17 protein-coding genes are annotated in these 24,603 nt (G+C 72.9%); 7 read left to right on the plus strand and 10 right to left on the minus strand.

All coding sequences use genetic code 11. From position 1 onward, the window contains the following. Nucleotides 1-16: 16 nt before the first annotated feature. The 3 genes from I2W78_RS11225 to I2W78_RS11235 are packed head-to-tail and all read right to left on the minus strand — an operon-like array spanning nucleotide 17 to nucleotide 4,952. Complete coding sequence (locus I2W78_RS11225; protein ID WP_196459138.1) at nucleotides 17-1,777, minus strand: hypothetical protein; 1,761 nt, start codon at nucleotides 1,775-1,777, stop codon at nucleotides 17-19. After that, nucleotides 1,774-4,080 (minus strand): hypothetical protein, encoded by a 2,307-nt coding sequence (locus I2W78_RS11230; RefSeq protein WP_196459140.1) that lies wholly within the window; start codon nucleotides 4,078-4,080, stop codon nucleotides 1,774-1,776. The genes I2W78_RS11225 and I2W78_RS11230 overlap by 4 nt, the downstream gene beginning before the upstream one ends. After that, nucleotides 4,077-4,952 carry an adenylate/guanylate cyclase domain-containing protein gene (locus tag I2W78_RS11235; RefSeq protein WP_196459142.1) on the minus strand — a complete coding sequence of 292 codons (876 nt, stop codon included), beginning with the start codon at nucleotides 4,950-4,952 and terminating at the stop codon, nucleotides 4,077-4,079. The genes I2W78_RS11230 and I2W78_RS11235 overlap by 4 nt, the downstream gene beginning before the upstream one ends. A gap of 266 nt (nucleotides 4,953-5,218) precedes the next feature. Between I2W78_RS11235 and I2W78_RS11240 the strand changes: the two genes are divergently transcribed. Next, on the plus strand, nucleotides 5,219-7,126 hold the full coding sequence (locus tag I2W78_RS11240; protein WP_196459144.1) for a beta-N-acetylglucosaminidase domain-containing protein: 1,908 nt from the start codon (nucleotides 5,219-5,221) through the stop codon (nucleotides 7,124-7,126). A 21-nt stretch (nucleotides 7,127-7,147) separates the two neighbouring features. Here the strand turns inward: I2W78_RS11240 and I2W78_RS11245 are convergent, their stop codons facing one another. Then, on the minus strand, nucleotides 7,148-8,140 hold the full coding sequence (locus I2W78_RS11245; protein WP_196459146.1) for a zinc-dependent alcohol dehydrogenase family protein: 993 nt from the start codon (nucleotides 8,138-8,140) through the stop codon (nucleotides 7,148-7,150). 102 nt (nucleotides 8,141-8,242) lie between these two features. On the opposite strand from I2W78_RS11245, the gene I2W78_RS11250 reads away from it, so the two are divergent. Further along, a complete protein-coding gene (locus I2W78_RS11250; protein ID WP_196459148.1) occupies nucleotides 8,243-9,163 on the plus strand; it encodes an AraC family transcriptional regulator in 921 nt (306 codons plus the stop codon). Between the two features lie 55 nt (nucleotides 9,164-9,218). On the opposite strand, the gene I2W78_RS11255 is transcribed toward I2W78_RS11250, so the two are convergent. The 6 genes from I2W78_RS11255 to I2W78_RS11280 all read right to left on the minus strand — a co-directional run bounded on the left by I2W78_RS11255 (nucleotide 9,219) and on the right by I2W78_RS11280 (nucleotide 14,768). Beyond that, entirely contained in the window at nucleotides 9,219-9,431 is a 213-nt protein-coding gene (locus tag I2W78_RS11255) for an EF-hand domain-containing protein (protein ID WP_196464505.1), read from the minus strand. 50 nt (nucleotides 9,432-9,481) lie between these two features. Beyond that, nucleotides 9,482-10,396 carry a helix-turn-helix domain-containing protein gene (locus I2W78_RS11260; RefSeq protein WP_196459150.1) on the minus strand — a complete coding sequence of 305 codons (915 nt, stop codon included), beginning with the start codon at nucleotides 10,394-10,396 and terminating at the stop codon, nucleotides 9,482-9,484. A 69-nt stretch (nucleotides 10,397-10,465) separates the two neighbouring features. Continuing rightward, complete coding sequence (locus I2W78_RS11265) at nucleotides 10,466-10,969, minus strand: ATP-binding protein (protein WP_196459152.1); 504 nt, start codon at nucleotides 10,967-10,969, stop codon at nucleotides 10,466-10,468. Nucleotides 10,970-11,242: 273 nt separating this feature from the next. Continuing rightward, a complete protein-coding gene (locus I2W78_RS11270; protein WP_196459154.1) occupies nucleotides 11,243-12,010 on the minus strand; it encodes an enoyl-CoA hydratase/isomerase family protein in 768 nt (255 codons plus the stop codon). A 96-nt stretch (nucleotides 12,011-12,106) separates the two neighbouring features. After that, nucleotides 12,107-13,357 (minus strand): L,D-transpeptidase, encoded by a 1,251-nt coding sequence (locus I2W78_RS11275; RefSeq protein ID WP_196459156.1) that lies wholly within the window; start codon nucleotides 13,355-13,357, stop codon nucleotides 12,107-12,109. Between the two features lie 184 nt (nucleotides 13,358-13,541). Then, nucleotides 13,542-14,768, minus strand: coding sequence for a L,D-transpeptidase (locus I2W78_RS11280; RefSeq protein ID WP_196459158.1), 1,227 nt, complete (start codon nucleotides 14,766-14,768; stop codon nucleotides 13,542-13,544). A gap of 151 nt (nucleotides 14,769-14,919) precedes the next feature. On the opposite strand from I2W78_RS11280, the gene glgX reads away from it, so the two are divergent. The 5 genes from glgX to I2W78_RS11305 all read left to right on the plus strand — a co-directional run bounded on the left by glgX (nucleotide 14,920) and on the right by I2W78_RS11305 (nucleotide 24,488). Continuing rightward, a complete protein-coding gene (glgX, locus tag I2W78_RS11285) occupies nucleotides 14,920-17,169 on the plus strand; it encodes a glycogen debranching protein GlgX (protein ID WP_196459160.1) in 2,250 nt (749 codons plus the stop codon). 174 nt (nucleotides 17,170-17,343) lie between these two features. Beyond that, nucleotides 17,344-19,128, plus strand: coding sequence for an ABC transporter ATP-binding protein (locus tag I2W78_RS11290; RefSeq protein ID WP_196459162.1), 1,785 nt, complete (start codon nucleotides 17,344-17,346; stop codon nucleotides 19,126-19,128). Next, nucleotides 19,125-20,981 carry an ABC transporter ATP-binding protein gene (locus I2W78_RS11295; protein ID WP_196459164.1) on the plus strand — a complete coding sequence of 619 codons (1,857 nt, stop codon included), beginning with the start codon at nucleotides 19,125-19,127 and terminating at the stop codon, nucleotides 20,979-20,981. The genes I2W78_RS11290 and I2W78_RS11295 overlap by 4 nt, the downstream gene beginning before the upstream one ends. Before the next feature lie 31 nt (nucleotides 20,982-21,012). Then, entirely contained in the window at nucleotides 21,013-22,734 is a 1,722-nt protein-coding gene (locus I2W78_RS11300) for an ABC transporter transmembrane domain-containing protein (protein ID WP_196459166.1), read from the plus strand. Then, nucleotides 22,731-24,488 (plus strand): ABC transporter ATP-binding protein, encoded by a 1,758-nt coding sequence (locus I2W78_RS11305; RefSeq protein ID WP_196459168.1) that lies wholly within the window; start codon nucleotides 22,731-22,733, stop codon nucleotides 24,486-24,488. The genes I2W78_RS11300 and I2W78_RS11305 overlap by 4 nt, the downstream gene beginning before the upstream one ends. Nucleotides 24,489-24,603: the final 115 nt, after the last annotated feature.

Below are 24,603 nucleotides of genomic sequence, written 5' to 3' on the forward strand. Positions count from 1 at the left end.
GTGGGGTGGCCGAGGGTCACAGCGCGTCCTCGGCCCGCCGGAAGCCGTCCGGCGGGTTGATCGAGAAGTTCGCCTCGCCGGACGCGAGGCGCTGCCCGTACGAGATGACGCTGTCCCTCAGGAAGGCGGCACAGCTGTGCGCGGCCGAGGCGGCGTCCTGGTGGGGGGCGGCCATGAAGCCGAACTCGGGACGGGTCGCCACGCTCCGCACGGCCTGCGTCTCGGCCCGGCCGAAGCCCAGCGCGATGAGGTGCGGGGCCGCCCGGTTGCGGTCGGTGTCGGTCAGGTCGTGGTGGTCGCCGCGCCAGGCGGTGCCCTCGTCGGGCGCGCCGCCCGTGAGGAAGTACACGAGGGGCCGCAGCACCTGCGCGCCATCGTTCTTGACGACGGTGACGTCCTGTCCGATCAGCGGCCGCAGGGTGCGGAAGGCCTGGCTGTACGACAGTCCGCGCCGGCCCATGAGGAGGGGGGTACGGGTGCCGGGGCCGACCTCGGCGAGGGACAGCCGCTGTTCGGTGGTGGCGGCCATGCCGAGGACGCCCAGCCGCAGGACGCGGGAGACGTCCGGGGCGTCGGAGAGCGCGGAGTGCAGGGCGTCCAGTCCGCGTTGGAGTTCGTCGAGGCAGGCGCGGTCGAGTGACTCGTCGACGACGAGGTAGATCAGCGCGGTGGGGGTGGTCCGGGTGAGCGGGCCGGGCGGCGCGGACGGGCCGACGGTGGGTGAGACGAGCGTCGGGGTGTAGCCGGCGGGGGCCGGTGTCTGGTCGGCGGGCGGCAGCTGGGGCGGGTCCCAGGGGCGGGCGGCGGGGAGCTGGGGGGTGGCGAGGGGCGGGAGGGCGGCGTCGCCGCCGGTGGCGCGGCCGACCGTGCCGGTGAGCTGCTGGCGCATGTGTTCCAGGTCGCCGGCCTGGATCAGGCCCTTCTCGGCCATCACCTGGAACAGGCCGAGGGCGCGCTGGTTCTGCAGTTCGGCGGTGGCCGCGCGGGCCTCCTCCAGCTGGCGCCGCATCTCGAACGCGCCGGCCGCGTCGTGCGGGTTGGTGACCAGGTAGTGGCGGATCAGGCCGTCGCTGGTGGTGAGGGTGTCGGCGAGCGCGTCCGCCTGCCGGGCCGTGGCCTCGATCTGGGCCCGCTGCTGGATGGCCTCGATCTCGGTCTGCCGGACGACGGCGCCCCTGTTGGGTATGTGCTCGGCCGCGCCGAGGTGTTCGCGCCGGCCGGCCTCGATCAGGGACTCCAGGTGGGACAGGGACTTGGCGTCGGGCCGGACGTGCACCTGGCAGCCGTACAGCTTGAGGCCTTCCTGGAAGACGACCGGCTGGGAGCAGAGCTGGTTGAGATGGTGCTGGAGGCCGAAGGAGTCCTCGATGGGGAAGCGTTGGCCGGCGCCGTGGAACAGGGAGACGAGATGGCCGTGCACGACGGGCAGTGGGTCGTGCAGACCGGAGCGCACGAAGTCCTCGGCGCCCTGCCAGCCGTCGATGCGGAAGGCGAAGTCGACGGTCACCTCGAAGGCGTGCACGCCGTCCCGGGAGATGAGCGGGTTGCGGCCGAGGACGGCGGAGCGCTGGTAGGGGCGCATGTCGACCTCGTAGCGGGTGCGGTACTTGGAGAACATCTGCTGCGAGGGCTTCATCGGGCGGCCCTCGAAGCAGGCCACCTCGCCGGACGCGGTGGCGTAGACGACCGCGAGATGGGGTTCGGTCGCCTTGGTCGGCCCCACGGCCATGCGGGGCACCGGCGTCTGGCTGACGATCAACGACACCGGCTCGGTCACCGGGCACCTCCAGAGTGAGCGGGGCCGGCGGTCGGCCGCAGGGCGCTGCCGAGGACCGCCGCGGCGCGGGGCAGGGGACGGAAGCGGTCGCGCTCGGTCCAGCGCGTCACGTAGTGCTCCAGGAGGCGGCCGACGCGGGGACTGCGCGCGGCCACGTCCTGGACGAGGACGCGGACCAGGTCGTCGAGGAGCAGTGGGTCGGTCTCGGCCTGGGCTGCCCAGGCCTCCAGGACGCCTGCGGACTCGTCGCCGAAGAGCTCGCCGCCGATCACCTCGGACCACAGGTAGCCGAGCAGGCGGCGCAGTTCGCTGCCGGGCGGGTCGGCCGCGGCCAGCTTCAGCAGGGTGGGGCGGGCACGCAGGCCCGCGCCTTCCTCGGTGACGAGGGCGTCGGCGAGGATCAGGAAGACCAGGTGGCCGACGGGACGACTGAGCGGTTCGTGAACCATCTCGGCGACGGCCCGCAGCACCAGCGGGGCGTGCGCGGCGACGTCCTCCTCGACCAGGTCGGCGAAGGCGTCCCCGATGGCGATGGCGACCTGGATGTGGTCGACGGTGCCGAGCCGGGTGAGGCAGCGCACGGCGGTGTCGAGGTCGGCGCCGCCCAGGCACAGCCCGTAGGCGCGGGCGGCGGCGGCCTGGAGCTCCCAGGTGCCGCTGAGGTACCAGCCGCCCACGAGGGCGTGCACGCCGGGCCGCAGGACGGGGTCACGGGCGCACACGCGCAGGGCGTAGGCGATGGCTTCGCGGCGCGCGGAGCCGCTGTCCTCGTGCAGCACCCAGCCGGGCAGCACCTGGGTGGCGATGTGGTCGAAGGACTCGGCGGCGATCAGGCCGAGCGCGGTCCCGGCGAAGCTGCGCACCTGCTGGGAGGGCGTGTCGACCAACTCGGCGAGCCAGCCGACGAGTTCCTGCTGGATGCGGTACTCGGACCAGACGTGCCGGATGATCCGGGGCGGGTAGTCGGGATTGCGGTACTCGGCGACGGTGCAGGGCAGCCGGCCGAAGCTGCCCCGGGTGACCGCGGAGACGGTACGGGCGCGCAGCTTCTCGGCGAGCAGCCGGCGGGACTGCGCGAACGGGTCCTGTCTGAGCGGTACGGGGCCGCGCTCGACGCTCGTGGTGAGGACGCCGCGGTCGCTGCGGAACCGGTCGAGCAGAGCGGCGGCGGCCAGCGCCACGTCCTCCTGCGGCAGTCCGCCGAGGACGGCGAGGGCGATGGCCTGGGTGCGCAGCCCGGTGTCTCCGAGCCCCTCGAACCACTCCTCGGGGCCCTCGCCGCCGGAGCTGTCCATCCGGGCGCGCACCCGGTCCGGGTCGATGCCGCCACCGCCGTACTCGTGCGCGAGCACCTCCGCGAGCCGGGCGGCGTCACGGCAGGCGGGACCGTCGCGGAGGAGTTCCGCGGCGAGGTCGGCGACTCCGTCGGCGGCCAGCGCGCGTTCGGCGTCCGCCTCGCCGAGGCGGTGGGCGAGATGGGCGGCGAGTACGGCGTCCAGGGAGTCGGGGTGGGTGACGCGCTGGACGTACTCGCCGACGCCGCGGTCCAGTTCGGCGTCCGGCCCGGCGATCAGCACCAGTCGGGCGTCGGCCTGCTCCAGCAGGCCCTCCAGTCCGGCCAGTTGCGATCCGCTCAGCGTGCCGAGGTCGCGCGGGCGGTCGAGGAGCAGGCCGGCGCCGCTGCCGAGTTGGCGCAGCTCGGTCAGCCGGGTCAGTTCGGCCACCGAGTCCAGCAGGTACCAGGTCTTGACCTGGGCGGTGATCAGCAGCCGGACGGCCGCCGCGGTCTTGCCGGCGCCGCCGGGGCCGCGCAGCACGACCGAGCGGCGCTGCCAGGCGTCCGCCTGGATGTCGTCCCAGCGGGGCGGCGCCTGGAAGGTGTGCCGGACGGTCTCCACCACGGCGGCGGCCAGGGTACGCAGGACCACTCCGCGCTCGCCCGGCGCCTGGATGACGATCTTGTCGCCCTGCACCCGGTCGCCGCCGATGTGCGTCCAGGCCTCCCGCAGCAGCCCCGCACGCAGGCTGCCCTGACCGGTGCGGGCGGTGGCGGCGCCGGCGCTGGCACCGGCGCCGACGTTGTTGCCGCCGCCGGGGGCTTCCGGGGTGGGCGCCTGCGGTCCCGCCGGGGACTGGCCCTCACCACCGGCTCCGGCACCGGCGCCCGGGGTGGGCGCGGCGGGGCCGCCTGCGGGAGCCGAAGCGGGCGCGGCGGCGGGCTGCGCACCCCTCGGCGCCGCCGCCGGCCCCGGCTGCGGGGCGGGCGACGGGGCGGCGGGGGCGGGTCCGGCCGGCGTACTCATGATCCGTCCGCGGGGGTGCGGTGGGGTGCGGGGTCCTCAGGGGCGGGGGCAGAGCCGTAGACGTTCTTGTTGCCCTCCACGTAGTCGCCCCCGACAGCCAACGCGCCCTCCCCCACGGCCAGCTGGCTGTGCATGACGTCCTGGATGTGGAGCGTGGGCGGCGGGGCCGGGCTCCCCGTGTCGGTCCCGCCGCCCACTCCTCCCGCGTTGCCGCCCGTGCCGGGTGTTCCCCCGTGTCTCCCACGGTCACGTGGCGACTCCCCCGGGTCCGCGGGAAGTCCGGGCGGCGCCGGATAGCCGGGTACGGTGACCCAGCCCCGGCGCGGCTCGTCGTGCTTGGTGACGAAGTCGGCGGGCAGATAGGCCGCCGGGTCGATGCCCGGGTAGCGGCCCAGCACCACCGACCGGTGGATCTCCTCGGAGACGACCACCACCAGATGCGCCCGGGTGGCCCGGGCCAGCACCTGCTTGACCGGGGCGGCGTCCACCAGCCGCGCCAGGTCGTTGACGGCCGTACCGGTCCACCGCTGGCCGCGCTGGATCACCAGCCCCTGGTGCAGGCCGACGCGCAGCCGCATGCGGTGGTCGTCGTTGTACTTGCCCCCGTGTTCGACCAGCGCGTCCTCCAGGCCGCGCACCAGTTCCCGTAACAGCCTGGTGGGGCTGGTGCCGATCGGGATCAGGATCAGCATGCCGTCCCCACGGTCCTGCACGGAGCACGCGTCGAGGCCCAGTCCGGCGCGGGCCAGCGCGAACTCGACGACGTGGTACAGCTCTTCGTGCAGGGTCGCCTGGGCGGTCTCCGCGCGCAGACTGAAGTCCTCGATGTCGAGAAGAACGATCCAGTGACTGAGAGGATCCGGCGCGACCATCGGCGACCTCCTGTGCTCGGCCGGGGCCACGTCCGCCCCGCGAATACCTGGATAAAAGCTGCGAGCGCCCCTGTCTACGCCAACTGGCGCACAACGCGGCGCATTTACCCCTTCCGAACGGCGCATCCGGACAAGACGCCACACGGAATCTCTACGATGCCCACCGCCCGGTTCAGGCAACCCCTCCGCCCGCAACTGCCACATCGTCATACCCTGTTGTTCACAGGCGAGTTGATCGTCGGTCGACGCACGTGGGAGGGGGCTCGGTGCGCGCGTTCCGCATCCCGCCACCGCTGCTGCTGGGCTTCGCGCTCGGGCTGGTGGTCGTCCTGCTGCTGCGCGACTGCACGGGCGGCACCGGCGACGGCGACGGCACGCGGGCGGCTCCGCCCGCCGGAATCGACGCGCGACCGCACGCCGACGGCAGCGCCCCGGTGCCCGCCCTCTGGCCCCCACCGCGCGTCGTCCGCGACGACCGGGGCTCGGTCGCCGTCGGCCGCAGTGTGGCGGTACGCACCGGGGACGCGACGGATCCGGCCACCCTCGACACCGTCGTCCGCGCGCTGCGCGCCGGCGGCGCCCGCGAGATCCGTGTCGGCGACGAGCCGCGCTCCGGGGAGCTGTTGGTGGTGACCGACGGGACGACGACGGACCTGGACGCCGGCTCACCGAAGGGCCTGCCCAAGGGCGGCTACGTCCTCGCCGTGGGCCACGCCGACGACGGCCCCCGCGTCGTCCTCGCCGGAGCGGACCGGACCGGCGCCTTCCACGCCGCCCAGACCTTCGCCCAGTTGGTCCGCCCCGTCGGTACGGCCACCGCCCGCACCACCCTGCCCGCCGTCCGCGTCCGGGACTGGCCCGCCACCGCCACCAGGGGCATCGTCGAGGGTTTCTACGGCACTCCCTGGACGCAACAGGAGCGCCTGGCGCAGCTCGACTACGCCGCCCGCTGGAAGCTCAACACCTACATCTACAGCCCCAAGGACGACCCCTACCTGCGGTCCCGCTGGCGCGACCCGTACCCCACGTCACGCCTCACCACCCTGCGCGCCCTGGCGCAACACGCCACCGCCCGCCACGTCTCGTTCGTCTACGCCGTCTCCCCCGGCCCGTCGATCTGCTACTCCTCCGCCGCCGACCGCGCCGCCCTGCTGCGCAAGTTCCGCCAGCTGTGGGACATCGGGGTGCGCTCGTACGCCGTCCCGCTCGACGACATCGACATCACCCGCTGGAACTGCCCCGCCGACGGGACGACGTACGGCTACGGCCGGGCGGCGGTGGCCCGCGCGCAGGCGGACCTGCTCAACGACGTCCAGCGCGAGTTCCTGGCCCCCCGCCCGGAAGCCACCCCGCTGATCACGGTCCCCACGGAGTACGACGGCACGCGCGCCACCGACTACAAGACCGCCCTCGCCTCCGCCCTCTCCCCCGGCATCACGGTCATGTGGACGGGCCCCCTGGTCGTCGCCCCCACCCTGCGCACCGACCAGGCCCGCGAGGCCGCCCGCCGCTACGCGCACCCGGTCCTGATCTGGGACAACTACCCGGTGAACGACTACACGCCGGGCAATCTCCTGCTCGGTCCCTACGAGGGCCGCGACCCCGGCGTCCCGGCCGCGGTGGCGGGCATCACCGCCAACCCGATGAACCAGTCCACCGCGTCCGTCCCCGCCCTCTTCTCGCTCGCCGCCTACGCCTGGCACCCGCAGGCCTACCGCCCCACCGTCGCCCTCGACGCGGGCCTGCGGCTCCTGGCCGCCGGCGACGCCCGCGCCCTCACCGCCCTGCGCGCCTTCGCCGACCTCAACCACGCCTCCCGCCTCAACACCACCCCGGCACCGAAACTGGCCGCACTGATCGAGGCGTACCGGCGCGGCGCCCCCGCCGCGAAGGAGGCCCTGCGCAGGCATCTCACCACCCTCGCCGGGGCCCGCGACACGGTCCCACCGGCGCTGCGCACCTCCGCCGCCCCCTGGCTGGACGCCGCCCACGACTGGGCCCGAGCGGCCCTGGCAGCCCTGGCCCTCCAGGACGGCGAAGGCACCCGCGCCCAGGTCCGGGCCCTGCGCGACACCGCCCGCTCCCACACGGTCACCGACTGGCAGGGCCGTACCCGGACGGTGGAGGTGGGAGCGGGGGTACTGGACGCGTTCGTGGCCCGGGCGCTGGGCTGACTCGCCCGTCCGCCCGGTCAGTCAGATCCTTACGACGACCTTGCCGACGTGCGCGTCGCGTTCCATCAGCCGGTGGGCGTCGGGGAGTCGGTCGAGTCCGTCGAGGACCTCGGCGACGACCGGGCGGAGGCTGCCGTCGACGAGTCCGGAGTTGACGTAGTGGGAGGCCCGTCGACGGCCTTCCCCGGTTCCGGCGGCGGTGAGGTTGTTGTAGCCGTGGACGGTGAGGGGCCAGTTCATCGGGAGTTCCGTGGGACGGCGGTCCAGCCATCCGTAGCTGATCAGCGTGCCGCCCTGGACGACGGCCTCGCCGAGGGTGCGGAAGCCGGGGCCGCCGATCGCGTCGAAGGCGACCTCCACGCCGCGTCCGCCGGTGAGCCGCCGGGTCTCCTTCACCACGTCCTCGGCGTCACTGACGATGACATGCTCGGCACCCAGGTCGAGCAGCCGCCTCCGCTTGGCCTCGGTGCGGGTGGTGGCGATCGGTACGGCGCCGGTGCGACGGGCCACCTGGATCGCGGCGGTACCGGCGCCGCTGGAGGCCCCGGTGATCAGGACATGGTCGCCGGGTGCCAGGGCGGCCTGCCGGACCAGGGCGCCGTACGCCGTCGAGTAGGTGACCCAGGCGGCGGCCGCCGTCACCGCGTCCACCTCCGCGGGGCGCGGCAGCACCGTCGTCTCGGGCATCAGGATGCGGTCGCCGTACACGCCGTGGGCGCTGAGCTCGATGTCGCCGCCGGTCAGCACCGGGTCGCCGGGCGCGAAGGCGGTCACGCCGGGGCCGACGGCGACGACCTCGCCCGCGGCCTCGTAGCCGTTGCGGGAGCCGGGCAGGGTCGGCTCGTAGAAGTACTGTCCGGCACGGAACAACAGGTCGGCGCGGTTGAGTCCGATGGCGGCCACGTCGATGAGGACCTGGCCGGGGCCGGGTTCGGGCAGTTCGGTCTCCTCGACGGTCAGCACGTCGGGGCCGCCGGTTTCGTGAAAGAGCACTGCACGTGCGGTAGTTGACATGCCATCGACGCTAGGCGCGGCACGGAAGACGAACCATGTCCACTGGTCTCGGTTTCCTGTCCGTCCGTCTTTCCGCTCGGCACGGCGGGCTACGGTACGCACATGGACGTGCTCAGCGACGCGATCGCCGCCATGCGCACCGGACGGCCGCACTCGGGACGCCAGGATCTGTACGCGCCGTGGGGGCTGCACTTCGAGGCCTCGGACGGCGCCGGGTTCCATGTGGTGCTGCGCGGGTCGGCGTGGCTGATCCCGGCCGAGGGCGAGCCGGTGGCGCTGGCGCCGGGCGATGTGGCGTTCCTGGCCCACGGGCGCGGGCACGCGCTGGCCGCCGATCTCGACGTACCGCTGGAGGAGGTACGACGGACCGCGGACGGTCGATGGCCCGAACTCCCCGCCGGGCCGAGGGCGTCGGAGCCGGACGCGGTCATCCTGTGCGGGGCTTACCTGCTGGACCGCAGCCGGGCCCACCCGCTGCTGACCGAACTGCCGGAGGTCGTGCACCTGCCGGCCCGGATCGGCGCGCACAGCAGGCTCCGCGCCGCCGTCGACCTGCTGGGCGCGGAACTGGCGGAGCCCCGACCGGGCGCGGACACGATCGTCACCGCCCTGCTCGACACGCTCCTGCTGTACATCCTGCGGGCCTGGTGGGAGCGCGAGCGGCACGGCTCGGGCCATCCGACGGGCTGGTCGGCGGCGCTCGCCGACCCGGCTGTCGCGGCCGCCCTGCGCGCCCTCCACGCCGACCCGGCGCACCCCTGGACCGTCGAGGAACTCGGCGCCACCGGCGGCCTGTCGCGCGCGGCCTTCGCCCGTCGCTTCACGGCACTGGTCGGCGAACCCCCGCTCGCCTACCTCACCTGGTGGCGCATGACCACGGCCGGCCGCCTCCTGCGCGACGAGGACACACCGCTGCGCCTGATCGCCCAGCGGACCGGCTATGCCTCGGAGTTCGCCTTCGCCAAGGCGTTCAAGCGGGAGTTCGGGGTGGCGCCGGGGCAGTACCGGCGACAGGCCTCCTGACCGCATGCCGAAGGGGCGCCCCGGCTCGGCCAGAGGGGCGCCCCTTCGGATGGGCTCACTTGTTCAGGTACGCCCAGAACTCCTCGAACGACAGGAGCTTGTCGCCGTCGAGGTCGCGGCCGGCGATGATGGCCTCGGCGACCGCCTCGGTGACGTTCCAGTCGCCCCCCTGCGCCAGAGCGGTCTTGAACTCCTTGGCGGTGATCCGTCCGTCACCGTCCGTGTCGATCCGCTCGAACTGCTTGCGCGCTTCCTCGATGTCCGCCACCGATCCGCCCCTCATCTCGTGCTCTTGCCGTCGTACTGACGCAGGTCAGATTAACTGCCCACGTGAGCCTCCAGTGCGGCGACCACCCACGCGAACTCCTCACGGCGCGCGCCGGCCGGTTCCCGGCCCTTCACCACGGCGAGCAGTTCGCGGTAGCGGGCGACGCGGTCGTCGGCGCTGGAGCGCAGGCGTTCCAGTACGTCGGCGGGGTCGGCGTCGCCGAGGAGGCCGCGCAGGACCTCCGCCGCCTCGGGCGAGGCGGGGGCGATCCCGCGCTGCCGGGCCTCGGCGCCCAGCTGCACCAGCCGTCGCGCGAACCACATCGACGCCCCGGCGGGTACGTCCGGTCCCCGGTCGGCCGCGTTGAACTCGGCGACCTGCCGCATCCGCGCCCGGAAGTCGGGGTCCTGAAGCATCTCGGCCAGCTCCACCCAGGCGTCCACCTGCTCGGGCGTCGGTTCCTCCGGCAGGTCCACCGCCATGCTGCGCATCCGCTCCCGGATCACCGGATCCGCCGTGTCCAGTCCATGGAAGATCTCGTCCACGAACTCCTGGAGGATCCGGCTCCGTTCGGCGGCCGACAGCCGCGCCAGCTTGTTCATGAGTGTCATCTCCTTCGCGGTCGAACCGCGTCGCGCCACGGTCGACAGCACCGCGCGGGTCACCTTCAGCGCCCTGATCCGCGCGTCCAGCGCCACCACATGGGTGGCGGCCACCTCGGCGACCGTCGTCTCACCGGCCAGCACCCGGCGTACGTCGTCCAGGCCGAGCCCCAGCTCGCGCAGGGTGCGGATGAGCTCCAGCCGGGCCGCGGACTCGGCGTCGTACAGCCGGTAGCCGCCGACGGAGCGGGCCACCGGGCGCAGGACGCCCTCGTCGGACCAGTAGCGGATGGTGCGGACGGTCAGTCCGGTGGAACGGGCCAGCTCGCCGATGGTGAACAGACCGGTGCTGTCGTCGATCATGTCCGCGAGTCTGTGCCTTCCAGTGGGTGGAGACTCAAGGAGTACGACCGGCCGGTTGGGGGCGGCGGCTCAGCGGTCCGCCACACGCATCTCGAACCAGGTCGTCTTGCCGCGCGGCAGCAGGTCCACGCCCCATCGGTCCGAGAGTTTGTCGACCAGGTACAGGCCCCGGCCGCTGATGTCCATCTCCTGGACCGGCATCAGACAGGGCAGCCCCCGGGAGGGGTCGCGGACCTCGACGCGGATCCAGCCCCGGCGGCGGCGCATCCTCAGGCCGAAGACGCGGGCGCCGGTGTGGCGCACGGCGTTGCCGACCAGCTCCGAGACCAGTAAGACGGCGTCCTCGGTCATCTTGGCGGACAGGCCCCACTGGCGCAGGACGACGACCTGGGCGAGCCGGCGTGCCGTCGCGGCGGATTCGGGGCGGGACGGCAGCGGAACCTCCGCCTCCGTCGGGTTGCCGAACAACTCCAGCGCCTTGAGCGCTCGTTCGTCCTCGGCCGCCGGCGACCAGCGCGCCGCGGTCGCACGGCCGCGTCCTTGCGGCTGTTCGATGCCCTCCAGCCCCGCCATGCCCCCATCATGGCCGCCCGGCGCGCCCTCCGGGGCCGTTCCGGCGGAATACGCCCCCCTGGGACCGTCGTTCCCGGCGATCCGACCGGCATATGCCGATGGCAGTTCGGAGGCGCCAACAGCCCCTCCGACCTGCGAAGAAGGGTCGACTGATGGCAACTGATGGACTCCCTCGACAAGGCACGCTTAAGGCTGCCTTAAGGCTTCCATAAACCGCCCCATCGAGGGACCCGGATCAGACATCGCGTCAATTGCAAGTCATGACGCGCGCCTTCAGAGGAACTTGGCCTTGCCCGGGCCCTCCTCCACGAAGCTGCGCATCCCCCGCTCGCGGTCCTCCGTGGCGAACAGGCCCGCGAACCAGTTCCGTTCGACGGCGAGGCCGGTGTCGATGTCCGTCTCCAGGCCCGTGTCGATCGACTCCTTCGCCGCGCGCAGGGCGAGTGCCGGGCCCTGTGCCAGCTTCGCCGCCCACGCGTGCGCCGTGTCGTACACCTCGGCGGCCGGGACCACCTGGTCCACCAGGCCCAGGGTCAGCGCCTCGTCGGCCTTGACCATCCGGCCGGTGAAGATCAGGTCCTTGGCCTTGGACGGGCCGACCAGCCGGGCCAGCCGCTGGGTGCCGCCCGCGCCCGGGATCAGGCCGAGCAGGATCTCCGGCTGGCCCAGCTTGGCGTTGTCGGCGGCGATGCGGTAGTCCGCGCACAGCGCCAGTTCACAGCCGCCGCCGAGCGCGTAACCCGTCACCGCCGCCACCACCGGCTTGGGGATGCGTGCCACCGCCGTGAAGGAGTCCTGCAGGGCGCGGGCGCGCAGGACCATCGCCGTGTGGTCCATGTTCTGCATCTCCTTGATGTCCGCGCCGGCCGCGAACACCTTCTCGCCGCCCCAGATCACCACGGCCCGCACGTCGTCGCGGCGCGTGGCCTCCTCGGCGAGTTCCTTCAGCCGGTCCTGCGTGGCGATGTCCAGCGCGTTCATGGGCGGGCGGTCGAGACGCAGGGTGCCGACGCCCTCGGCGACTTCCAGATTCACGGTCATGGCAGCAGGTTAACGGGGGCTAACGACATCGGGCCCGGTGCGGTCAGTCACACCGGGCCCGTGCTCGTGCTCTGCTCTGCTCTGCTCGTCAGAGCATCACGCCTTCCACTTCTCCCACGACATGTTCCAGCCGTTGAGCCCGTTGTCCGGGTCCACGATCCGGTCGTTGGAGTTCTTCACCACGACCACGTCGCCGATCAGCGAGTTGTTGAAGAACCAGGAGGCCGGTGCGCCCTTGTCCCAGCCGCCGCGCACGTCGCGCAGGCCGATGCAGCCGTGGCTGGCGTTGTAGTTGCCGAAGGCGCCGCCGGCCCAGTAGTTGCCGTGCAGGAAGGTGCCGGAGGTGGTCAGGCGCATGGCGTGCGGGACGTCCTTGATGTCGTACTCGCCGCCGTAGCCGACCGTCTCGCCGTTCATCCGGGTCACCACGTGCTTCTCGCTGATGACCATCTGGCCGTTCCAGGTCTCCATGCCGGCCTTGCCGGTGGTGATCGGGATGGTCTTGACGACCTTGCCGTCCCGCATGACCTTCATCGTCAGCTTCTTGGCGTCGACGACGGAGACCTGGTCGCGGCCGATGGTGAAGGAGACGGTCTTGGCCTGCTCGCCGTAGACGCCGGGGCGGCCCTCGACGCCGTTGAGGTTGAGCTTGACGGTGACCTTGGTGCCGGCCTTCCAGTACTTCTCCGGCCGGAAGTCGAGCCGGTCGTTGCCGAACCAGTGGCCCTCGACCTCGACGGCCGGTTCGGTCTTGATCTCGATGGCCTTCTCGACCTCCTCGGGGTTGGTGATGCCCCGGGTGAAGTTGAGGGAGAAGGGCATTCCGACGCCGACGGTGGAGCCGTCCTCGGGGGTGAAGTGTCCGATGAACGTGTTCTGCGGCGTCAGGGTGGTGAAGCTGGCGTCCTCGGCGGCCTCGCGGCCCGCGGAGTCCTTGGCGACGGCGTGCACCTGGTACTTGGTGGCGGCGGCCAGGTGGGTGGACGGCGTCCAGCTGGCGCCGTCCTTGGATATCTCACCGTCGATCTCGGTGCCCTTGGCGTCCTTGACGACGACCTCGGTCAGCTTGCCCTTGGCGGCGGTGACCTCGAGGGCCCCGCTGGTGTCGACGGACTTCGCGCCGTCCTTGGGGGCTATGGTCACGGCCGCCTCGGACTGCTTGCTCTGAGCCGTGGCCGAACCCTTGCCCTTGCCCTCGGAGGCCGATCCGGCGCCCGAACCCGAGTCCGAGCCGCCACCGCACGCAGTGACGGCCAACAGCAGTACGCCTGCGACCAGCGCCAGGCCCTTGCGCCCGCGCCCCCCGCGCGCGTCAACCGACGCCCCCAATATCGGTCGCACGTTCAAGTTGTCTCCCCTCAACGGGCCCTGACCCGGGCCCTCACCGGACCCCGTCGGGCCCGCTCCCCTGCGCGTCCCGCGCGCTCGGCGCATATTAACCACATGGTCGGCGCGGTCGAGGCCGCACGATTGTCACCGTTCAGTCCCAACATCGACCGGCCTCCACACACCGACCCACCCCCCAGCGGGCTCACTTCAGAGCACTGCCCGCTTTCCACTCCTTCCACCCCATGTTCCAGCCTCCGAGCCCGTTGTCGGGAGCGACCTTTTTGTCATCGCTGCCCACGACCTCGACGACGTCCCCGACCAGAGTGCGGTCGAAGAACCACCCCGCCGGAGTCTGAGAACTGCCGCCCTTCTCGTCCCGCAGCCCGATGCACCCGTGGCTGACGTTCGTCTCGCCGAAGGTCGCGGCCGACGCCCAGTAGTTGCCGTGCAGATAGGTGCCGGACTCGGTCAGGCGCATGGCGTGCGGGACGTCCGGGATGTCGTACTCGCCGCCGAAGCCGACCGTGCTGCCGTTCATCCGGGTCACCTCGTACATGTCGGTGACCACCATCTTCCCGTTGTACGTCGGGCTCTTGGGCGCCCCGGCGGTGATCGGCACCGTGCCGAGCAGCTCGCCTTCCCGGCGCACCTCCATGGTGTGCTTCGCCGCGTCGACCAGCGAGACCTGGCTGCGGCCGACGGTGAAGGTAACCGTCTTGTACTGCAACCCGTAGACCCCGGGTGCGCCCTCGACGTCCCTGAGCCGCAGGTCGACGGTGACCTCGGTGCCGGGCTTCCAGTAGTGCTCGGGGCGGAAGTCGAGGCGGTCCCGGCCGAACCAGTGCGGGCGGATCTCGACGGCGGGCTTCGCGGTGACGCGTACGGCCCGTTCGACGGCCGCGCGGTCGGTGATCTCCCGGTTGAACGCCAGGCTGACGATCATGCCGGTGCCGACCACCGAGCGGTTCTCCGGGGTGACATACCCGATGAAGCGTTCGTCGGGGACGTGCGTGGTGAAGGTGGTGTGCCGGGCGGAGCGGCGGCCGTCGCCGTCCACGGCCACCGCGTCGACGGTGTACTTGGCGGCCAGCGCCAGCTTCGCGTCGTCGGGTTCCCAGCGTCGGCCGTCCGTGGAGATCCGGCCGGGCACCGCCAGCTCCTGGGCGTCCTGGGACCTGACGACCCGTACCGACTCCAGGCGCCCACTGGACACCTGTACGGACAGCGTCTCACCCGGGCGGACGTCCTTGCTGCCGTCGTCCGGCGAGACCTCGATGGTCTCCTCGTTGGAATGCGGCTTGCCGAGCGAGCCGAGCCCGCTCACGCCGTCCGTGGTGCAGCCGGTGCCCCCGGCCAGCAGTCCAGCCCATGTCAGTAGGGCGGCCAGTGCGGTCCCCGCGCGCCGCGCGCGCCCATGTACGTGCCTCACAATCGTGTCCAACGACCGGGCCCGCCCTGGGGAAACGTGAGTGCGAGCCAAGCTCTGGGCAGAACAGTGGGGAGGACGACGGGCCGGGCCCCGCGGAAGGGACGCCGCGCCCCGGCCGACGTCGTCGCCACGAGCCGCGGGAGGCTGACAGGTGTCCAGCGCAGCCGAGCAGGAGACGGTGGCCGGGCAGGGCGGACGCCCGGCCGCCGCGTTGAACGGCGCGCCGCGCGCCGCGCCGGCCACGGCGGTGCCGGTGTGGCCGGGTGCGCCGACACCGCTGGGGGCCCGCTTCCGGGTCGGCCCGGACGGGGTGGCGGGCACCAACTTCGCACTGTGGGCGGGCGGGGCGGAGGCGGTGGAGCTGTGCCTGTTCGACGAGGAGGGCACGGAACGACGGCACCGCCTGACCGAGCTGACCCATGAGATCTGGCACGGCTTCGTGCCGGGAGTCATGCCGGGGCAGCGCTACGGCTATCGGGTGCACGGCCGCTGGGATCCGTGGACCGGCGGCCGCTGGAACCCGGCGAAGCTGCTGCTCGACCCCTACGCGCGTGCGGTGGACGGCGACTTCAGCCTGCCGCCGGAGGTGTACGGGCACGTCCGGGACTGGCCTCAGCAGCAGGTCGCGGACACCGTGCGCGACGAACGGGACTCGGCGCCGTACGTCCCGAAGGGTGTCGTCGTCCACGATGACGCACCCGACGACGAATGGGCGGACGACCGCCGCCCGAAGACGCCGTGGGCCGACTCGGTGATCTACGAACTGCACGTGCGCGGCTTCACCAAGCTGCACCCAGGGATCCCCGAGGAACTGCGCGGCACCTACGCGGGCCTGGCCCACCCGGCGGCGATCGAGCACCTCACGCAGCTGGGCATCACGGCCGTCGAGCTGCTGCCCGTGCACCAGTTCGCGCACGAGGACCATCTGCTGCGCAGGGGCCTGAAGAACTACTGGGGCTACAACTCCATCGGCTACTTCGCCCCGCACGCCGCGTACGCCGCGTCCGGCACGCGCGGGCAGCAGGTCGGCGAGTTCAAACGGATGGTGCGCGCGCTGCACGCGGCCGGGATCGAGGTCATCCTGGACGTCGTCTACAACCACACGGCGGAGGCCGGAGAGCTCGGCCCGACACTCTCGCTGAAGGGCATCGACAACCGCGGCTACTACCGGCTCCAGTCCGACGCCCGCCGGTACGCGGACTACACCGGCTGCGGGAACACGCTGCACGTCGTCCAGCCGCACGTGCTGCGCCTGATCACCGACTCGCTGCGCTACTGGGTGACGGAGATGGGCGTGGACGGCTTCCGGTTCGACCTGGCGGCGGCGCTCGCCCGGTCGATGCACGACGTGGACATGCTGTCCCCGTTTCTCGCCGTCATCGCGCAGGACCCGGTGCTGCGCCGGGTGAAGCTGATCGCCGAGCCGTGGGACGTCGGCTCCGGCGGCTACCAGGTGGGCGCCTTCCCACCCCTGTGGACGGAGTGGAACGACCGCTACCGCAACGCCGTCCGGGACTTCTGGCGGCACGCGCTGCCCGACGTACGCGAGATGGGCTACCGGCTGTCGGGCTCCAGCGACCTCTACGCCTGGGGCGGGCGGCGGCCGTACGCCTCGGTCAACTTCATCACCGCGCACGACGGTTTCACCCTGCGCGACCTCGTGTCGTACGAGCGCAAGCACAACGAGGCGAACGGCGAGGGCAACCGGGACGGCACGGACGACAACCGGACCTGGAACTGCGGGGTGGAGGGCGAGACCGACGACGAGCGGGTACGGGCGCTGCGGCGGCGGCAGTTGCGCAACCTGCTGACCACCCTGCTGCTGTCGACGGGCGTGCCGATGCTGGTCGCCGGCGACGAGCTGGGGCGCACCCAGCGGGGCAACAACAACGCGTACTGCCAGGACAACGAGATCAGCTGGGTGGACTGGGGGCTGCTGGAGGAACCGGGCTGGAAGGCGCTGTTCGACCTGACGTCCCGTCTGATCGAACTACGGCACCGGCACCCCGTGCTGCGGCGGCGGGCGTTCTTCTCCGGTCGGGCGCACTCGGCGGACGGGCTGCGGGACCTGGCGTGGTTCACCGCGCGGGGCACGGAGATGACCGAACGGGACTGGTACGCGCCGGCGGCGACCGTCGGCATGTATCTGTCCGGGCGGGACATCCCGGGCCGGGACGAGCGGGGTGCGCCGATCCTCGACGACAGCTTCCTCGCCGTGCTGCACGCCGGGGAACGGCCGGTGAGCTTCGTCCTGCCGGGGCCGCCGTGGGCGGAGCGGTACGAGGTGGTCGTCGACACCTCGCGGGAGGAGCAGGCCGAGGCGCCGGAGGTGACGCACCGGGCGGGGGCGCCGGTGACGGTGCCGGCGCGGGCGGTGGTGCTGTTGCGGGTGGTGGGATAGCGGGTTCGCCTGCTGGGGTTCGGCTCCTGGGGTTCGGCTCCTGGGATTCGGCGCCCAAGGTTCGCCTCCGGGGGTTCGGCTCTTCGAACGCGCAGGTCGTAGGTCCAACGGCGGACCGTGGTCCGGCCAAAACTCGGTGGGCGTTGTCAGTGCCGATCCGTAGGCTCGCCACTGATGTCCACGACACGTGCCACCACGACCCGAGACCGCTCCGCCGTCCGCTCGCTGCTGCGCCTGTGGCCCTACGTCAGGCCGGTGCGGGCCCGTCTGTTCACCGCCGCGTTCGTCGCGATCGTCGCGTCCTGCGTCGGGCTGGTGATCCCGTTCGTGCTGAAGTGGCTCGTGGACGGGCCGGTCGCCGACCGGGACCCGGCGGGCGTGTGGCTCGGCGCGCTGTTCCTGCTGCTGCTCGGGCTGGCCGAGGCGCTGCTGTTCGGGCTGCGGCGGTGGCTGGTGGCGCGGCCGCTGGCGGGGGTCGAGGCGTCGATGCGGGCGGAGCTGTACGGGCATCTGCAGCGGCTGCCGGTGGCGTTCCACGACCGGTGGCCGTCGGGGCAGTTGCTGTCCCGGGGCACCACCGATCTGATGCTGCTGCGCATGTTCCTGGCCTTTCCGTTGACGTTCCTGCTGGTCAACGGGGTGACGATCCTGGTCGGCGTGATCATCATGCTGATGCAGGACCTCACGCTGGGGCTGGTGATCCTGGTGCCCGCGGTGCCGGTGGTCGTCAGCTGCGTGATCTTCGAGAAGCGGTACGCCGAGGCGGCGCGGCGCGCGCAGGACCAGGTCGGTGATCTGACGACGGTCGTCGAGGAGGGCGTGCTCGGCATCCGGATCATCAAGGGGTTCGGGCGGCATCGCAGTCAGGCGCGGGCCTTCCGCGCGCTGTCGCGGACGCTGCGCGGGACGGAGCTGCGCAAGGCCCGGCTGCTGGCGACGATCCTGGGCGTGATCGTGACGTTGCCGGAGGTGGCCATCGGGGCGGCGCTCGTGCTGGGGACCGTGCGGGTGGCCGACGGGGAGCTGTCGGCGGGGACACTCGTCGCCTTCCTGTCCACGGCACTGGCCCTGCGCTGGCCGGTCGACTCGATCGGCTTCCTGCTGGCGATGAGCCAGGAGGCGGCGACGGCGACGGAGCGGTACTTCGAGGTGATGGACGCGGAACCGGAGACGGCCACCGCCACGACCGGCACCACCAAGGCATCGCCGGACCGAGGCCTGCGCTTCCACGCCGTCGGTTTCCGCTACCCCGACGCCCCCGCCGGCTCGCCGCCCGTCCTCGACCACATCGACCTGCACATCCGCCCCGGCGAGTCCCTGGCCCTGGTCGGCTCCACCGGCAGTGGCAAGACCACCCTCACCGCGCTCGTCCCCCGGCTGCACGAGGTGACGTCGGGGCGGATCACGCTCGACGGTGTCGACATCGCCGCCATGTCCCGCCAGGAGCTGCGCGCCAAGGTCGCCGTCGCGTTCGAGGAGCCCACGCTGTTCTCGGCGAGCGTCGGGGAGAACGTCCTCATGGGCGCCGCCGCCGACGCCTCGGACGCCGAGCTGCACCGCGCCCTCGCCGTCGCCCAGGCCGAGTTCGCGCACGCGTTGCCGCAGGGCACGGACACGCAGGTCGGCGAGCAGGGGCTGAGCCTGTCCGGCGGTCAGCGGCAGCGGCTGGCGCTTGCCAGGGCGGTCGTGGGACGGCCGGACTTCCTGGTGCTAGACGACCCGCTGTCCGCGCTGGACGTGCACACGGAGGCCGCCGTGGAGGCCGCCCTGCGGGACGTGCTCGCCGACACCACCGCCCTGATCGTGGCGCACCGTCCGTCGACGGTGCTGCTCGCCGACCGGGTCGCCCTGCTGTCCGACGGCCGGATCGCGGCCGTCGGCACGCACCACGAACTGCTGCGCGACAACGCCGAGTACGCCCACCTGATGTCCGGGACGGAACTGGAGGCAGCCGGATGACCACGTCGACCACCATCTCCGCCCCCGTCACCGACGACGAGCCGCAGGAGCCGCCCAGGGCCGGCGACCCGTTCGACAAGGACGTCCTGCCCACCCCGCCGGGCGCGACCGGGACGCTGCTGCGGTCCCTGCTCGCGCCGATGAGGGCCCGGGTCGCCCTGACCACGCTCCTGCTGCTTCTGCAGCAGGCGGCCGTGCAGGCGGGCCCGCTGCTGGTGGCGTACGCCATCGACGACGCCGTGCCCGCGTTCCGCGCCCACGACAGCGGGCCGCTGATCGCGGTGGCGGTCGGCTATCTGCTGTGCGCGGCCGCCTCCGGCGCGCTCCAGTACGCCTTCGTCGTCACCTCCGCCCGGGTCAGCCAGGACGTGCTGCTCGATCTGCGCGGCCGGATCTTCCGCCATGCGCAGGCGCTGAGCATCGACTTCCACGAGCGATACACGAGCGGTCGACTGATCTCCCGCTCCACCACGGACGTCGAGTCGCTGCGCGAGCTGCTGGAGGAGGGGCTCCAGGAGCTGGTGACGGTGATCCTGTCCTGCGTGTACGTCGCGGCGATCCTGCTCTGGCTGGACCTGGGCCTCGGCGCGGTGGCGGTGGCGTCGTTCGGACCGCTGTGGTGGCTGGTCCGGCAGTACCGGCGGCGGGCGCGGCGGGTGTACACGACGCGGTCGACCGCGATCGCCGCGGTGATCGTGAAGTTCGTGGAGACGATGAACGGCATCCGCCCGGTGCGCGCGTTTCGCCGGGAGGCCGCCAACGACGCCGAGTTCCGTGTGCTGAACCGGCGGCACGAGCGGACGAACGGCGACGCGCTGCTGGAGATGGCCCGCTATGTCGTCGGTTCGCGGATCGTCGGCAACACGGCGGTCGCGCTGATCGTGCTGTGGGGCGCGTACCGCGTCGCGGACGGCACTCTGGCGCTGGGCGTGCTCGCGGCGGCGGTGCTGTATCTGCGGCGGATGTACGACCCGATCGACCGTTTCGGCATGTTCCTGAACTCCTACCAGTCGGCGGCGGCCTCGCTGGAGAAGATCGCCGGTCTGCTGGCCCAGACGCCGTCGGTGCCGGAGCCGACGGCGCCGAAGGAGCTCCCGGCCCTCGCCTGCGAGCACCCCGGCCGCGAGGTCGTCTTCGACGGCGTGCGCTTCGCCTACCGCACCGGCGGTGAGGTGCTGCCCCGCTTCGACCTCACGCTCCCCGCCGGGCAGACGGTGGCGGTGGTCGGCTCCACGGGCGCGGGCAAGTCGACGCTGGCGAAGCTGCTGGCCCGCTTCTACGACCCGACCGACGGGCGGGTGCTGCTGGACGGGGTGGACCTGCGCGAGCTGGCGGTGCCGGAGCTGCGGCGCGGGGTGGTGATGGTGACGCAGGAGTCGTTCCTGTTCTCCGGCACCGTCGCCGAGAACATCGCCATCGGGCGGCCGGACGCGAGCCGCGAGGAGATCGAGGGCGCCGCGAAGGCGATCGGCGCGCACGACTTCATCGCGGCGCTGCCCGAGGGGTACGACACGGACGTCCGCAAGCGGGGCGGCCGCATCTCGGCCGGTCAGCGTCAACTCGTCGCGTTCGCACGGGCGTTGCTCGCCGACCCGGCGGTGCTGATCCTCGACGAGGCGACCAGCTCGCTGGACATCCCGGGTGAGCGGGCGGTGCAGCGGGCGATGGCGACGGTGCTGAAGGACCGTACGGCCGTCGTGATCGCGCACCGGCTGTCGACGGTGGAGATCGCGGACCGGGTGCTGGTGATGGAGCACGGCCGGATCGTGGAGGACGGCAGCCCGGCCGAACTCGTGGCGGGCACGGGGCGGTTCGCGGGGCTGCACCGGGCGTGGCGGGACAGTCTGGCGTGAGCACCGCGAACGGGGCCGGGGACGGGGAGCGATGATCGACGCGTACGAGGATCCCGGCACGCCCGACAGCCGAAGTCCCGCCCGCTATCTGTGGTGGCTGGTGCGCAGTCAGCCGGGTCGGTCGGCGGCGGGGGCGTTGCTGGGGGTCGTGTCGCTGGCGATGCCCGCGGTGGTGCCGTATCTGCTGGCCCGCGCCATCGACGACGGCCTTGAGCCCGGTGACCGGGCCGCGCTGCTCGGCTGGGCGGCGGCCGTGCTGGTGGCCGGGGCGCTCGACGCCTGGCTGAACATCGCCCGGCACCGCACCATGACCCGGGTGCGGATGGACGCCAACTTCCGCACGGTCAAGGTCGTGGTCGGGCAGGCGGTCCGGCTCGGTGCCTCGTTGCGCCGGCAGGTCGCCGCCGGTGAGGTCGTCACGATCGGCGTGGGCGATGTGCAGACCGTCGCCACCGCCCTGACCGTGATCGGCCCGGGTGTCGGCGCGGTCGTCGCGTACGCCGTCGTCGCCGCGCTGCTGCTCGCCGTGTCCCCGCTGCTGGCCACCGTGATCCTGCTGGGCGTGCCGGTGATCGGCGTCCTGGTCGGGCCGCTGATGGGCCGTCTGCAGGGCACCGAGACCGTCTACCGGGAACGGCAGGGCACGCTGACCGCACGCATCGGCGACCTGGCCGGCGGGCTGCGCGTGCTGGGCGGACTCGGCGGCAAGGAGCTGGTCGCCGAGGCCTTCCGCCGCGACTCCCGGCGGCTGCGCGAGGAGGGCTACCGGGTCGGGGCGGTGACCAGCTGGATCCAGGCGCTGGGCCTCGGCCTGCCGACGGTGTTCCTGGCCGTGGTGACCTGGCTCGCCGCCCGGCTGGTGGCCCAAGGGGAGATCACCGTGGGCGAGTTGGTGTCCGTCTACGGCTATGTCGCGGTGCTGGTGGTGCCGGTGGCGTACTTCCTGGAGTTCGGCCAGCAGGTCAGCCGCGGGCTGGTGGCCGCGCGCCGGGTCGTACGGTTCCTGCGGCTCGACCCGCTGGACGGCGGCGGAGCGCACGACGCCCCGGCCGAGCCGTCCGTGCTGCACGACCCGGCCTCGGGCGTGCGGGTGCTGCCGGGGCGGCTGACGGCGCTGGCCTGCGAGCGGCCCGCCGACGCGGCGGAGGTCGTCGACCGGCTCGGGCGGTACACGCCGTCGGACGCGACCTGGGGCGGCGTACGGCTGGACGGGATCGCGCTCGCGCAGGTGCGGCAGCGGATCCTGGTCGCGGACCACGAGGCCGACCTGTTCGCGGGGACCCTGCGGGAGGTAATCCTCGGGCGGCGTACCGACGCCGACGACACGGCAGTGGCGCGAGCCGTGCATGCCGCCGTGGCCGACGACATCGTGCGGGGCCTGCCGGACGGGCTCGACTCGCGGATCGACGCCCAGGGGCGCAACCTCTCCGGCGGCCAGCAGCAGCGGGTACGGCTGGTGCGGGCGCTGCTGGCCGACCCCGAGGTACTGCTCACCGTGGAGCCGACGTCCGCGCTCGACGCGCACACCGAGGCGGCGGTCGCGGAGCGGATGCGGGGGGCGCGCAAGGGTCGTACGACCGTCGTCACCACCACGTCGCCGCTGGTGCTGGACCGGGCGGACACCGTGTACTTCCTGGTCGACGGCAAGGTCGCGGCCAGTGGGACCCATGAGGAGCTGCTGGCGTACGTGCCCGGATACCGGGCGCTGGTGGCGCGCGACGCGGATGCGGACGCGGCGGAGGTGGTGCGATGAGCGGGCAGCCGGGCCAGTTGCCCGTCGCCGGGCCCGCCGAGGTGCGGCGGGCGATGGCCGCACTGATCCGGGTCGACGGGCGGGCCTTCGCCGCCGTACTGGCGCTGAACGCGCTGGCCGCCGGGGTCGGACTGGCCGGGCCGTGGCTGCTGGGCCTGATCATCAACGAGGTGCGGGCGGGCGGCGGCGTCGACGTCGTCGACCGGCTGGCCCTCGCGCTCGTCGGGTGCGCGCTGGCGCAGCTGCTGCTGTCGCGGTGGGCGCGGTACGCCGGGCACCGGTTCGGGGAGCGGACGCTGGCGCGGATCCGGGAGGGCTTCGTCGACCGGGCGCTGTCGTTGCCCGCGTCGGTGGTGGAGCGGGCCGGGACCGGGGATCTGACGGCCCGCGGCACCGCCGATGTCACCGCCGTCGGCACCACGTTGCGGGACGCCGGGCCCGAGCTGCTCATCGCCTCGTTGCAGGTGCTGTTCCTGTTCGGCGCGGTCGTCGCGCTGGACCCGCTGCTGGGCGCGTGCGCGCTGCTGGGCTGGCTCGGCATCTGGTTCCCCCTGCGCTGGTACATGCGCCGGGCGCGCTCCGCCTACCTCGCCGAGGGCGCGGCCACCTCCGACGTCGCCGAGGTCCTCGCGGCCACGGCGACCGGCGCCCGCACGATCGAGGCGTTCGGGCTCCACAAGCGCCGGATCGCGGCGAGCCGGGACGCGCTTCAGGAGGCGCGCCGCACCCGGCTGCACACCCTGTGGCTGCGCAGCGTGTTCTTCCCGCCCGTGGACCTGGCCTACTCCTTCCCGGTCGTCGGCGTGCTGCTGGTCGGCGGCTTCCTGCACGAGCGCGGGACGGTGACCCTCGGGGCGGTCGCGGCCGCCGCGCTGTATCTGCGGCAGGTCACCCAGCCGCTGGACGTGTTCCTGATCCGCGTCGAGCAGTTGCAGATGAGCAACGCCTCCTTCGCCCGTGTGGAGGGGCTGGCGCTCGCGCCCCGCACGGCTCCGGCCGACTCCCCCGACCCGGCCGACGACCGCATCGACATGACCGGCGTGCGCTATGCCTACGACCGGGGCGGCGAGGTCCTGCGGGGCGTCGACCTGACGATCCGGCCCGGGGAGCGGCTCGCGGTCGTCGGCCCGTCCGGCGCGGGCAAGTCCACGCTGAGCAGGCTGCTGGCCGGCGTCGACGCGCCGAGCGCGGGCAGCGTCACGGTGGGCGGGGTGCCGGTCGCCGGGCTGGGACCGGAGCGGCTGCGGCGCCAGGTCGTGCTGGTGACGCAGGAGCACCACGTCTTCCTCGGCACGGTCCGCGACAACCTCCTGATCGCCGAACCGACCGCCACGGACGAGGAGTTGTGGACCGCGCTCACCGCGGTCGGCGCCGACACCTGGGTGCGCGCGCTGCCCGCCGGCCTCGACACCGAGCTGGGTGCGGGAGCGAGCCGCACCGACGGCTCGCAGGCCCAGCAACTCGCCCTCGCCCGCGTCGTCCTGGCCGACCCGCACACGCTGATCCTCGACGAGGCCACCGCGCTGCTCGATCCGGCGACCGCCCGGCACACCGAGCGCGCCCTGGCCGCCGTACTGAAGGGCCGTACGGTCATCGCGATCGCGCACCGGCTGCACACCGCGCACGACGCGGACCGGGTGGCGGTGATGGAGGCCGGGCGGATCACCGAACTCGGCACGCACGAGGAGCTGGTGGCGGCGGGCGGGGCGTACGCACGGCTGTGGCGGACGTGGCACGGGGAGCCGACGGCGTAGGGACCCGCGCATCCGCACTGCCGCAAATCCGCATATCGAACGTGAACTCCCGGACAACGAACGATTTCCGGCCAAAATTTTGACGCGCTCCTGACAGTCCACGCGCTCGGTGTCA

Source organism: Streptomyces spinoverrucosus (genome assembly GCF_015712165.1).
Taxonomy (GTDB): domain Bacteria; phylum Actinomycetota; class Actinomycetes; order Streptomycetales; family Streptomycetaceae; genus Streptomyces; species Streptomyces spinoverrucosus_A.